The sequence below is a fragment of the Flavobacterium fluviale genome (assembly GCF_003312915.1).
GTDB lineage: Bacteria > Bacteroidota > Bacteroidia > Flavobacteriales > Flavobacteriaceae > Flavobacterium > Flavobacterium fluviale.
In genome coordinates, this window is the sequence record NZ_CP030261.1 from 4,132,402 (window position 1) to 4,144,968 (window position 12,567).

At 35.6% G+C, this 12,567-nt stretch carries 14 protein-coding genes, 1 tRNA gene and 2 pseudogenes; 13 read left to right on the top strand and 4 right to left on the bottom strand.

Annotated elements, in window-relative coordinates; genetic code table 11:
- Positions 1-67 precede the first annotated feature (67 nt).
- On the bottom strand, positions 68-214 hold the full coding sequence (locus HYN86_RS21085) for a hypothetical protein (protein WP_095931643.1): 147 nt from the start codon (positions 212-214) through the stop codon (positions 68-70).
- Positions 204-755, bottom strand: coding sequence for a hypothetical protein (locus tag HYN86_RS17815; protein ID WP_113679273.1), 552 nt, complete (start codon positions 753-755; stop codon positions 204-206). Before HYN86_RS17815 ends, HYN86_RS21085 begins: the two co-directional genes overlap by 11 nt.
- A gap of 86 nt (positions 756-841) precedes the next feature.
- Here HYN86_RS17815 and HYN86_RS17820 point away from each other — a divergent pair, with 86 nt between their 5' ends.
- The 12 genes and pseudogenes from HYN86_RS17820 (at position 842) to HYN86_RS17875 (ending at position 10,615) form a co-directional block, all read left to right on the top strand.
- Positions 842-1,087, top strand: coding sequence for a hypothetical protein (locus tag HYN86_RS17820; protein ID WP_113679274.1), 246 nt, complete (start codon positions 842-844; stop codon positions 1,085-1,087).
- 360 nt (positions 1,088-1,447) lie between these two features.
- Positions 1,448-1,888 (top strand): KTSC domain-containing protein, encoded by a 441-nt coding sequence (locus tag HYN86_RS17825; protein ID WP_057116261.1) that lies wholly within the window; start codon positions 1,448-1,450, stop codon positions 1,886-1,888.
- Positions 1,889-2,149: 261 nt separating this feature from the next.
- Positions 2,150-2,911 (top strand): DUF4369 domain-containing protein, encoded by a 762-nt coding sequence (locus HYN86_RS17830; protein ID WP_113679275.1) that lies wholly within the window; start codon positions 2,150-2,152, stop codon positions 2,909-2,911.
- Positions 2,912-2,929: 18 nt separating this feature from the next.
- Positions 2,930-3,316 (top strand): annotated as a pseudogene (locus HYN86_RS21020) (peroxiredoxin family protein); the annotation flags it as partial.
- 545 nt (positions 3,317-3,861) lie between these two features.
- Positions 3,862-3,945 (top strand) — tRNA-Tyr (locus tag HYN86_RS17840).
- Positions 3,946-4,208: 263 nt separating this feature from the next.
- Positions 4,209-4,334 (top strand): annotated as a pseudogene (locus tag HYN86_RS21300) (IS3 family transposase); the annotation flags it as partial.
- A gap of 381 nt (positions 4,335-4,715) precedes the next feature.
- Positions 4,716-5,465 carry an SDR family oxidoreductase gene (locus HYN86_RS17850; RefSeq protein WP_113679277.1) on the top strand — a complete coding sequence of 250 codons (750 nt, stop codon included), beginning with the start codon at positions 4,716-4,718 and terminating at the stop codon, positions 5,463-5,465.
- Positions 5,466-5,509: 44 nt separating this feature from the next.
- Positions 5,510-6,427, top strand: a complete 918-nt coding sequence (locus HYN86_RS17855) for a helix-turn-helix domain-containing protein (protein WP_113679278.1) — start codon at positions 5,510-5,512, stop codon at positions 6,425-6,427.
- A gap of 557 nt (positions 6,428-6,984) precedes the next feature.
- Positions 6,985-7,893 carry an NmrA family NAD(P)-binding protein gene (locus HYN86_RS17860; RefSeq protein WP_113679279.1) on the top strand — a complete coding sequence of 303 codons (909 nt, stop codon included), beginning with the start codon at positions 6,985-6,987 and terminating at the stop codon, positions 7,891-7,893.
- Positions 7,894-7,898: 5 nt separating this feature from the next.
- Complete coding sequence (locus tag HYN86_RS17865; RefSeq protein ID WP_113679280.1) at positions 7,899-8,636, top strand: SDR family oxidoreductase; 738 nt, start codon at positions 7,899-7,901, stop codon at positions 8,634-8,636.
- A gap of 32 nt (positions 8,637-8,668) precedes the next feature.
- A complete protein-coding gene (locus tag HYN86_RS17870; protein WP_113679281.1) occupies positions 8,669-9,583 on the top strand; it encodes a helix-turn-helix domain-containing protein in 915 nt (304 codons plus the stop codon).
- A 288-nt stretch (positions 9,584-9,871) separates the two neighbouring features.
- A complete protein-coding gene (locus tag HYN86_RS17875; protein WP_113679282.1) occupies positions 9,872-10,615 on the top strand; it encodes an SDR family oxidoreductase in 744 nt (247 codons plus the stop codon).
- Positions 10,616-10,742: 127 nt separating this feature from the next.
- On the opposite strand, the gene HYN86_RS17880 is transcribed toward HYN86_RS17875, so the two are convergent.
- Positions 10,743-11,492, bottom strand: a complete 750-nt coding sequence (locus tag HYN86_RS17880; protein ID WP_113679283.1) for a DeoR/GlpR family DNA-binding transcription regulator — start codon at positions 11,490-11,492, stop codon at positions 10,743-10,745.
- Between the two features lie 98 nt (positions 11,493-11,590).
- On the opposite strand from HYN86_RS17880, the gene HYN86_RS17885 reads away from it, so the two are divergent.
- A complete protein-coding gene (locus tag HYN86_RS17885; RefSeq protein ID WP_113679284.1) occupies positions 11,591-12,115 on the top strand; it encodes a 5' nucleotidase, NT5C type in 525 nt (174 codons plus the stop codon).
- Between the two features lie 125 nt (positions 12,116-12,240).
- Here HYN86_RS17885 and HYN86_RS17890 read toward each other — a convergent pair whose 3' ends face one another.
- On the bottom strand, positions 12,241-12,567 hold the full coding sequence (locus HYN86_RS17890) for a putative quinol monooxygenase (protein ID WP_113679285.1): 327 nt from the start codon (positions 12,565-12,567) through the stop codon (positions 12,241-12,243).

The following is a 12,567-nucleotide window of genomic DNA, read 5'->3' on the forward strand; positions in this document are numbered from 1 at the left end:
TTCAGGTTTCATGTTTCATGTTCCAAACGTTAACTTGAAACATGAAACCTGAAACTTAAAAACTTATTTACTCTTCGTTTTTACTTTCGTTAAATTTCTTTACAATTTCCTTTAGCTTTTCTTTACGGGCTATTTCGGCTTGCTTTGCTTTTGCTTGGGCTTTGTGCAATTTATCATTGTGTTTCTTGATATTGCGTTCGTTATTACGTCCCATATATTTCTCTTTTAATTTGTTCTAACGTTTTTTCGGTAAAAATCAATTCTGTTATAATCTGCTTTCGCAATTCATCAATATCATCATAATTAAAATGCCTTGCCCACGAAGTTAATTGCTGCAAATTTCTTATTTGTTTCAATCTTTTAGTAGTTTCAAAACTTGTTCGAAGCACAGGTTTCCCATCATATTCTGGGTTGTTTTTGTGCTCATAATTGGCAAGATTTTTTTCGAAATCGGCTTTTATGTAGTATAGTTTTTCTTCGGCATTGTCTGGATAAAATTCTTCCCATTTGGCAAAACCAATTTTAGTTTTCGATTCTGTTTCAGGATCTTTAGCTATTAAACGCCATTTACTGTTTGCCAATCTTCCCCAATGATTGGAAACACGGTACATTCCTGCTTCTGTATAATAATAGGAACTTCCTGCTTTACTTTCAAACTGCTTTTTTAAACCTTCAATTTCATTTGGAAGCACTTCCTTAAAGGCACAAAATGTATTTTTAAAAGAATTAGGATGTGGCTTAAAGTTTTTCTGCATGCTGCAAATATACTCAGATTGTGCGGAACTCCCTAAAACAAACATTAATTGCTTACCTTTGCTTTGTAATTTCAAAATAAAAGAAGATGTCTAAAGATTTAGAACAAAAAATGCCGCAAAAAGGAGTTTTTACAGGTATTATAGAAAAAGATGAAAACAATAATTATTTCTGTGGCGAATATCTTTTAGATTATAAAATGGTTCAATCTAACTTTAATGTAGGCGATTGGATTACTATAAAATCGATTATCGAAAACCCAAGCGATATCAGCTATAATAAATATCCAAAGAAATCAAGAAACTTCGATAAGGCTAATCATAAACCAGAATAGTTCTTTTGTTTCAGGTTTCAGGTTTCAGGTTGGAACTTTTAATTTTTTAACGCAGAGAACGCAAAGTTTTTTTATCTAAATGATGTTTAAAATACAGAGTTCGCGAAGCTTTATCAATACAAAGCTTTGCGAACTCTGTGTTTTTGTTTTACTTAGAATCTTATAAAACTCTTTGTGCGCTTTGTGGTTAAAAAAACGATCAGGATATCAAATTTCCATTAACTCTTAACGATTCCGTAACGAATATTTTTTCGATCAAAACTAAAAAGTTAAAAAAAAGTGTACCTTTGCAAAAAATTTGTCGATTTGAACTAATTAATATCGATTTCAAACTAATAGACAAGTAGTTACCTTTTATTTATGAAAAAAATAGTTGAATACCGCAAGTTACTAAACGTAGAAAAAACTGCAGAGTTAAAAGAGTTAAAAACAATTTATCGTAATGCAATGAAAGAAGCGCATCCTGATAAATTTCAAGGAGATGACGCTGGTCTAAAAGCTGCTGAAGAAAAAAGTAAAACTATCATCGAAGCTTACCACTTTTTAGTAAGCATTCACCCTGATACTATTAAACTTAATTTACCTGAGTACACAGAAACAATTTCAACTTGTACAATTACAGATTATAAATTTGTTGAAGGTCGTTTAATCATTGACTTTTCTAACGGAAGTGTATACGAATACATTAGTGTTCCTAAAGCAACTTACGTTAAGATGGTAAATGCTGATTCTCCTGGAAGATTTGCAAAAAGACATATCTTAAACTCTTTTACTTGGAGAAAGAAAACAAATCAAGAATAGTTTTAAAACACTATATTCATAAAAAAGCGCTCTATTAAACGAGCGCTTTTTTTATGCAAAAAAAATAAAATTTTGAATAGACTGATTTAAAATACGTTTCTAATTAAAAACTTTCAATCAAAAAACAACAATGAACATACTGATTTAATGAGTTTTAGATCAAAAAAAACTATAACAAAATTTTAGGTTCCAAAATTCTGTATGTTTTATAATTTTAGATACTTTTGTTGCACAAATCAATTAACTAATTAATTTTTTATAATGAAAAAAATACTTTTTGTACTTACAGCTTCTGCAGCTATCATTTCTTGCAGCAAAGTTAAAGATGGAGAATACCTAATTACGGGTACAGCTACAGGAATTGAAAACGGAAAAACTATTATTTTACAAGGTGCAGATCCTGCTACAAGAATGCCTGTTTCTCTTGATACAGTAAAAGTTGAAAACGGAAAATTTGAAATAAAAGGAAAAGTAACTGAACCAGCTTTCCATACTTTGATTTTACAAGGAGCAAATGGTCCTATTCCATTAATTCTTGAAACAGGAGAAATTAAAGTTACAATTGACAAAGACAGCATCCAAAAATCTAAAGTTTCTGGAACTTACAATAATGACGAGTATGTATCTTTCATTGAAGATATTACAAAAACTCAAAAAAGCTTAATTGATTTTCAGAAAAAGAATAATCAAAAAATGCAGCAAGCACAACAAGCTCAAGATACAGCAGTTATCAACAGTTTGATGAAACAATACATGGAAATCCAAAAAGAAGTTGGAGAAAACAGCAAAAAGAAATATTATACTTATGCTGAAAGCCATCCAAAATCTTACATTACAGTTGTACTTATTCAAAATTTATTGAATGATCCAGCAGCTGATACTAAAAAATTAGAAAGCCTTTACAACTCTTTAGATGAGTCTTTGAAAACAACTACTCCTGGAAAAGAAATTAAAACGAGATTTGGCCAAGCAAAAATGCCATCTGTTGGAGCTACAGCTGCACCAGTAGGCAGTGCTAAATGAAGAGCAGATTTTTCGGCTCCGAATCCAGAAGGAAAGGTAGTTTCGCTAAAACAAAGTTTAGGTAAAGTAACAATCGTAGATTTCTGGGCTTCATGGTGCGGACCATGCAGACAAGAAAATCCTAACGTTGTAGCTATTTACAAAGAACTGCATTCAAAAGGCTTAAATATCATTGGAGTGTCTTTAGATAAAGATGCTGCAAAATGGAAAGAAGCAATTGCTAAAGATGGTTTAACTTGGACACACGTTTCAAACTTAAAATTTTGGGACGAGCCAATTGCCAAGCAATATAATGTTGAATCGATTCCTGCAACTTTTATTCTTGATGCATCTGGAAAAGTGGTTGCTCAAGACTTAAGAGGTCCAGAATTGAAAGCAAAAATAGTAGAGCTTTTAGCTAAATAATACCATTTTCAGAATAAATAAAAAATCTCCCTAGTGGAGATTTTTTTTTGTTTTATATATGAATAATAAATTTAAAATAACAGCAGTTCTAATTATCTTAATTAAAGTCCGTTTAAATTCATTTATAGCGAACGAAATTCAGTACATTTTTTCTTAGAGAAAGCAAAAGAACGCTTAAAAAAGACCTATAAAACGATCTTCAGCTTAAGATTGTTTCCGTAATTTTTTAAAACCACTAATAAAAATATAAAACAGAATTTTTGATCAACTTACTCGTGATTTTTGAGGAAAATCAATTATTTTGAAGTTAAATCTACCGTGTAAAAAACAAAAAACCAACAATTATACATTAAGAATAATCCTATTTTATTAAATAAATTAAAAAAAAGTGCTGATTAGCCTTTTTTTATTTTATTCAATTCCAATGAATTAAAAAATAACTTTAAAATAACTTAAAATTAAGTGCTTTTTTTGTTTGCAAATGTAGAAAACGTTGCTATCTTTGCAACCGCTTAGAACAACAAAGCGCAACAATACAAAGCTGAGGGGAGATACTCAAGCGGCCAACGAGGGCAGACTGTAAATCTGCTGTGTGAACTTCGCAGGTTCGAATCCTGCTCTCCCCACCAAAAGGTCGAAAAGCCGGAAAACTTAAAGTTTTCAATCTTTTCGAAAAGCCTTAAAAAATGTCTTAAAGCCAGTAAATCCGATGATTTACTGGCTTTTTTGCTTTATGGGCAGTTTTCAATATTTATAAATGCTCACAAAATAAAAGGTGCAGAATCGGTGCACTTTCCGGCGTGGAGTTGATACCTTTTTTGCGACTAAAAGCTTAGGCAGTGTTTATCTGAAGCAGTAAAAAATCAGGGGATACTAAAGTAAATATAATACTAGAGAGAAAGCAAAAAAATCTATAACTGATTATATAGAAAACTTTTACAACACCTGCAGAAGACATTCTGCTCTCGAAAACTTAACGATAGAAGAGTTTCACAATCAGCAGCCAATTAAGCAATAGCTTTACATATGATGCTGGCCTTAAAGTAGATGCACAATCGATGCATTTAGATTTAACAAGAACTTATAGTTACTCTATGAAACAATTTAAAGGCTCAAGTTCGAAACATTACTATTTCAATTTCTTATTTGCTGTTGTAAAGAAGCCTGTAATTGATAAATGTCTTTAGTTTAATCATGATAATTGTAGATCTATAGAAAAAGCATAAAAATCGGTCATGAATGATATTAAAAATTTCCATAACACCTGCAGAGGAGACTCTGCTTAAATCCACCACCCTAATATCATATAGACCGACTTGACTACATTATTTCCCAATTTGACTACATCGAAAAAAACACAACATGCGAATTTTGCAGTTCATCATAAAAAAAATAAAAAATGACTGCGATTGAAAAAAAACTAAGTGGGAAAATTGTTGTAATTACTGGAGCAAGTAGCGGAATTGGAAAAGCAATTGCACTAAAACTTGCCGAACACGGCGCTAAGGTTGTACTGGGTGCCCGCACACAAGAAAAACTTGCCCTGCTGGCTGAACAAATAAAAAAAACAGGCGGAGAGGCAGAGTATCGGGTTACCGATGTTAAGAAAAAAGAAGACTTGCATGCTCTAATTCAGAGAGCACTTAGCATGTACGATAGAATTGATGTGCTTATAAATAATGCCGGCATTAGCGAACTAAGCAGAATTGATGATTTGGATATTGAGGGCTGGGAAGAAATGATTGATGTGAATATTAAAGGGGTGCTTTATGGAATGGCCGCTGCAATTCCTGCTTTTAAACAGCAAAAATCCGGACACATTATCAATATCATTTCAACTTCTGGAATAAAAATTGTACCAATGCAAGGTGTTTATGCCGGCACAAAAAATGCAGTACGCACCATATCCGAAGCATTTAGACAAGAGTCGAACGGCGAAATACGCATTACAGGAATCTCTCCGGGAGTGGTTAAAACTGATTTTGTAAATAACATTAAGAATGACTCGATGAAATTTCTAATTAAAGAAAATATGGAAAAAATGGCTATTAGTCCAAATGCAATTGCAAATGCAGTATTGTATGCCATCGAACAGCCTTCAGACGTTGAGATAGGCGACATTGTCATTCGTCCTGCTGTACAGAATTAACTCTGCCTGGCACATCTAAAATTATTTTGTACATTTATGATAAAATGAAACCAGATAACTCAAATATTAAGACCTTTTCAAGCATTTCTCAATTGATGCAGCACCTTGGACAGCCCTCACCATTACATCCTCTTATTGCCTTGGTGAACTATGATAAGACATCATTTACTGCATTTGAAAAGAACCAGAAAATCTGCATCGATTTTTATAAAATTTCATTTAAAACCAATTTTAAAGGACGTGTAAAATATGGACAAGGCTATTACGATTTTGAGGAAGGAGGTTTGGCCTTTTTAAAACCTAAACAAATCATAACTTCACCAGATAATGAAGACAGCTATGAAGGGTACGCATTGTACTTTCATCCCGACTTTATACGAAGTTATCCACTAGGCAGTTCTATAAACCAATATGGCTTTTTTTCCTACGCTGTTTCTGAAGGCTTATTCGTATCTGTCAAAGAAAATATAATTATAAGTAATTTATTCAAGGCGATGTTCATTGAATTAAAAAACAATATGGACCATTTTAGCCAGGATGTTTTGGTTTCTCAAATTGAATTACTATTGAATTACAGCAATCGTTTTTACAATCGCCAATTCATTACACGACGAAATATAAATCATGACATCATAACTGCGTTGGATAATTTATTAGATGAATACTTTATAAAAGATATCAGTTTAGAAAATGGTTTTCCATCTGTCGATTATGTGAGTACTAAATTGAATTTATCTCCTCGTTATCTAAGTGATCTTCTTGGTTCAATTACAGGAGAAAATACACAACAATATATTCAGAACAAACTAATTGAGCATTCTAAAAACTTACTCAGCTCAACATCGCTGTCGGTATCAGAGATTGCTTTTAAGCTGGGTTTTGAACATCCTCAATCCTTCAGTAAGCTTTTTAAAATTAAAACACATCAGTCACCTGTAAAATTTAGAGCGTCATTCAACTAAACTGGAACTGTAATAATCCAAGATAATCTGGCTAGATAAGGAATTCTTCCCGCTGCTAAAAGAAGTTTTAGAAAGTAATTTTTACTAGAGGGAAGAGGACTCGAGCCAATACGCTGCAAATCTTATTAAATCATCAGTAATTAAGCAATACTAAGATATCCTTTCAGTCCAATCAACCACCCTTCCCCTGCAACGCTCCAGTCACCGGCCAAAACCACAATAGAAAAATCTTCGACAATAAAAACAATCTGCAATAAAGGAAGAAAACAACTAACTAACTAACTAACTAACTAACTAACTAACTAACTAACTAACTAACTAACTAACTAACTAACTAACTAACTTAAAGATAATTCACAATTCTAAGTTTTACGGCAGAATCGCTGCGCAGGATGTTTTTAAAATTAGAAACTTCGAAAAATAAATCTTAAGAAGTTTAGGTTCGAAACATTACTAACATTGTGTCCTTAAAAACGGTTACAATATTCCTTTATTCAGTTATGTGTTTATTGTGTTTGATACTGAACTTTGTCCCAACAAAACAATAGTAATAATTTATGAATATAGTGATGACAGGTTCTTTAGGGAACATTGGAAAACCGCTGGTAATTGAACTGGTGCAGAAAGGACATTCGGTAACAGTTATATCGAGCAAAGCCGAAAGACAAATAGAAATTGAAACATTGGGCGCTAAAGCGGCAATCGGTAAAATGCAGGACGCTGACTTTTTAACCCATACATTTAAGGAAGCAGATGTTGTCTATCTTATGGAAGCATGGGAAGGCATCGGCAGTATTTTTGACAAAGATGTTGACTTTGTAGCTGCTTTTAAAAGAATTGGCAGCAATTACAAACAAGCCGTCCTGCGCTCAGGAGTAACCCGCATTATACATCTAAGCAGTATTGGGGCACACACAGACCAGGGAACAGGCAGCCTTTATCTTCATAACACCGTAGAGAACATTCTTAAAGAACTTCCGGATGCTGTTTCTATTAAATTTATGAGGCCTGTAGGTTTTTACAATAATATATTTCGATACATGCAGACGATAAAAACACAGGGCAAAATAATACAAAGTTACGGAGGAGATAAAAAAGAACCCTGGGTCTCCCCTTTGGACATTGCAGCGGCTATTGTCGAAGAAATCGAAAATCCATTTAAGGGAAGAACTGTACGCTACCTGGCCAGTGATGAAATCTCGCCGAATGAAACGGCCAGAATAATAGGTGCGGCAATTGGAAAACCGGATTTGGAATGGTCTGTAATTTCAGATGAAGAAATGCTTTCCGGCATGCTGTCAGCTGGAGTGAATGAATGGATTGCCAACGGTTTTGTAAAAATGCAGGCGGCACAGCGGGACGGCAGTTTATACACCGATTTTTATCTTAATAAGCCTGTATTGGGTAAAGTGAAACTAACTGACTTTGCTAAAGAATTTGCAAAAACCTACAACCAGTCAAATTAAAGCTGATGAAAAAGATATTAATAACCGGCGCTAATAAAAGTATTGGTTTCGAAACAGCACGTCAGCTGCTAAAAGAAGGATATTTCGTTTACATCGGAAGCCGTTCGCTTGAAAATGGTATAGCGGCTGTAGAAAGACTAAAGGCAGAAGGATTGGAAAATGCCGAGGCCGTACAATTAGATGTCACAGATGCACAATCTGTAAAAGAAGCACGAAACCAAATAGGGAGCAAAACGGATTCACTTGATGCCCTGATCAATAATGCCGGAATTAACGGAGGCTGGCCGCAATCAGCACTTCAAGCAGGTATCGACCAGTTTCAAGACGTTTTTGAAACCAATCTTTACGGTGTGGTGAGAGTGACGCAGGCCTTTATAGATTTACTTAAAAAATCTTCCCAGCCGTGTATTGTAAATGTGTCTTCCAGCGGCTGTTCCCTGACACTGCACAGCGATCCCAGCTGGAAATATTATACTCACAAAGCAGCTGTTTACCCGGCGTCGAAAGCGGCCCTGAACATGTATACAATAGATCTGGCATACGAATTAAGAGAGACCAATTTTAAAGTAAATGCCGTCTGTCCCGGTTTTGTTGCAACCGATTTTAACAACTATCGAGGAACTGGAACGGTTCAGCAAGCTGGAACACGCATTGCCAAATATGCAATGCTTGATGCCGGGGGACCTACGGGGAAATTTATAAGCGAGGAATACAATCCGGAAACGGGAGAAACTCCATGGTAAAAACTAACGAAGGAATTCTATAAATTTGCGATATGAAAAAAGAAGAAAATAGTTTGTATAAATTTGAATCTCTATCTGACTTCCATGAGGTGTTTGGTCTTAAAAAGCCCTTACATCCTATGATTAGTTTTATAGACATCAAAGAAATGAAATTTGACGCACACGGACTGCCGAGGTCTATAGTTTTAAATTTTTATAAAATTGCTTACAAAACCCTTCTTTGCGGCAAGGCTAAATACGGACAAAACTATTATGATTTTGGCGAGGGAGGTCTTGTGTTTACGGCACCCGGACAGCTATTCGAGTCTCCATCCGAGCAGGCAAATTCGGGTTTCCTGTTGCTTGTCCATCCTGATTTTTTTCTGTCTTACCCCCTTGCGAAAAAAATCAGGGAATATGGCTTCTTTTCTTATGCTGCAAACGAAGCGCTTCATTTATCAGAGAAGGAAAAAACAACAATCATGTCAATTTTGGCCATTCTGGACGAAGAGTTAAACAGCAGGATAGATGATTTTAGCCAGGATGTTATTGTTTCGCAGATCGAACTACTGCTGAATTACAGCAACCGCTTTTATAAAAGACAGTTTATCACGCGTAAATCTGCCAATAATACCCTGCTTGAAAAACTCGAAGAAATTTTAGACAACCACTTCAATAATGAAAAAGCGGCGTCAGCAGGAATCCCTACTGTCCAGAGTCTTGCTGAAAAGCTGAATATCTCAGCCAGTTATTTAAGTGACATGCTTCGGTCCTTTACCGGGGAAAGTGCACAGCATCATATCCATCAGAAAATTCTTGAAAAGGCAAAAGAAAAATTATCGACTACTGATTTATCCATAGCTGAAATTGCTTACGGATTAGGGTTTGAACATCCACAGTCTTTCAGCCGCCTTTTTAAAATAAAAACCAATCTTTCTCCCCTTGAATTCAGACAATCTTTTAATTAAATGCTGTCTGCCAAACTAAAATTGACATCCAAAAAAAAGCAATAATTTAAAAAAACGAACTAATAGTAAAAATCTTATCTGCGCAGTTTTTTATTTGTAGATATGTTTGTCATCTTTTTAAATGGTGTTATAAATTTACACAATACTGCCTTAGGTGCTTCGCCTAAGATTTTTTATAACCTATGCGTAACTTAGTTACTTCTAAGTTACAGTTACTTTTTGTTACAAAGTAACCATAATAAACTTCAATCTTTTAATTTTGCAGTATAATCTATTAAAACACATGGAATGAATTTCTCAAACAAAAATGTTCTTATAACTGGGGGCACTACAGGTATAGGCTTTGCGGCTGCAAGCGAGTTTATCAAGGCAGATGCAAATGTATGGATCACAGGACGCACCGCTTCAAATCTAGAAAAAGCAGCTGCTGAGATCCGCAGTTCTAAACTAAAAACAATAGTATGCGATACTTCTAAGCTTTCGGAATTATCTCTTTTAGAAGAATCTTTTTCTAAAAACAAAGACAAAATAGATGTTTTGTTCCTTAATGCAGGGATAGGCGTATTTGCTCCCATCGGCCTGATTACTGAAGAAGATTTTGACGCCCAGTTCAACACAAACGTCAAAGGACATTTCTTCACACTGCAAAAATTACTGCCTCATTTGGCTGACGGTGCATCGGTCATATTCACTTCATCAACAGTTGCAACAGCATCCAATATCGCAACAGCGGTGTACTCTGCTACTAAAGCAGCTTTGAGTAAAATTGCCCAGATAGCGGCAAATGAACTCGCCGGCCGCAAGATCCGTGTCAACATTATCAGTCCTGGTCCTATTGCGACCCCGGGACTTGACAGCGTATTGAGTACAGATGCCAAAGAAATTATGGCAAATGCTGTTGCACTGCAGCGGTTAGGTAATCCAGATGAAATTGCAAAAACAGTGTTATTTCTGGCATCCGATGGAGCAAGTTTTATTACAGGAACAGAGATAATCGCTGACGGCGGTTACCTTAACTACTCTTTAAGGTAAAACTCCATTCAATTAAGTGCACTGCTATTGCAATAAAGCAGTATCAACATGAATCATTATAAAACTCCGCATGCAAAGCGGAGTTTAATTTTTTCATTCGATTTAACTTTTAATTAAAAAAAACAGCTCAATAAACCGCTATGCCGCACTGCTTAAAAACATCCAGCATCTTGTGATCCGGGTCAGCATCAGTTATAATTGCGTTCAGGCTGTTAACAGGACAAATAAAATAGGCCTCGGCAGTATGAAGTTTATCAAGGGTTGACAAGGCGACATTCTGTTTTGCCATTTCCATCATTGTGCGTTTTACTGCGGCCTCCTCACGGCTTACCGTTGTCAGGCCTAAATCGGTATTTATACTGCAGATACCGTTAAAACATATGTCTGCACGGAAGTTTTTAAAAAATTGAATTGTTTCATGTCCCATCACAGCACAGGTCTGTTTATCGAATCTGCCGGCAGCAAAAAGAATCTCAATATTGGGATGGTTTTCAAGCACACTGACAACTGGGAAACTGTGTGTTATTACTGTTAGTCTTCGCTCAAGAGGAATCAATTCCGCTAGGATCTGAACCGAGGATCCTGCATCCAGAAATACCACCTGCCCATCCTGCAGCAATTCAACGGCCTTGGATGCGGCTATCTTCTTTTGTTCCATAATATGCTTCTCTCTATCACGAAACTGATGCGGTATGGGCGCATGTGAAACCGCACCTCCTCTTACCGCCGACAGCAGCCCCTTATCTGAGAGTATTTTAATATCCCGGCGTATCGTATCTTCATGCACATTTAGTATCTCACTAAGCTCACTATGGGATACTGTCCTGTTTTTGGTTACCAATTCCAATATGGTATCGAGTCTTCCTTTTTTAATCATAACAACTGCTTTATGCAAATCTACACATAAAAATATCGTAAAACATTGCAATATTATGCGATATTTTACTTTAATTTGTATAATAAATTTTATTAGACATGAAAAAAACGATTGCAATAGATATGGACGGCGTGCTTGCCGATATAGAATCGCACTTTTTGCGAAGGTATCTTACGGAAACCGGAATTACGCTTACCAGAAGCGATATCATCGAACCAAAAGGTGCTCAAACACTAGAGAGTAGAACTACAGCGTACTTAAATGAACCAGGATTTTTTAGAAGCATTCCCGTGATGCAAGGTGCTGTAGAGGCTGTAAAGAAGTTAATGGAAGATTTTGATGTATATATTGTATCGGCAGCTATGGAATTCCCTCTTTCCTTATTTGAAAAACAGCAGTGGCTTGCCGAACATTTTCCGTTTATAAAATGGAACAACATTGTATTGTGCGGGGATAAAAACATCATCAAGACAGATTACCTGATTGACGACCACTGCAAAAATCTAGATTACTGTCATGGTAAAGCAATAATGTTTGATGCATATCATAACTTGGACAAGCATCAGCACCAAAGGGTAAAAAGCTGGACTGAAGTGCTGATGATAATGCGCGGGGAAAGATAATCCAGCATTACACTGCCCAGGCCTATCGAAAAAGCCTTCAAAATCTAATGACTTTGAAGGCTGTGTTTTACTTCATTCTTAATAAATCGGCGTGGAAACATGCCGGATATAAATGCGTTTATTATCTATAATGAAGTCTTATTTTCTTTACCGTACTTGCCAAAAGGAACGTAAATAGACGGCTCACGCAGCACATCCATGTCTAAGAGCAGCTGGTCCCATTCTTGTGCATACGGTTTTTTTAGATGCACGTTTAGAAAATGTTCAACGGTATCATTCCAGATTTCATAAACCAGAAACTCTTCCGGTTTTTGGATATTCTGATGAATGACCGCACTAACTAGATTTTCCTCTTCGTTGATTATATCGAAAAGTTTGATAAGCTCTTGTTTGAATTGCTCCTGATTTTCCTTTTTAGCGGTAAATTTAACCGTCAGTGTAAACTGTTCCAT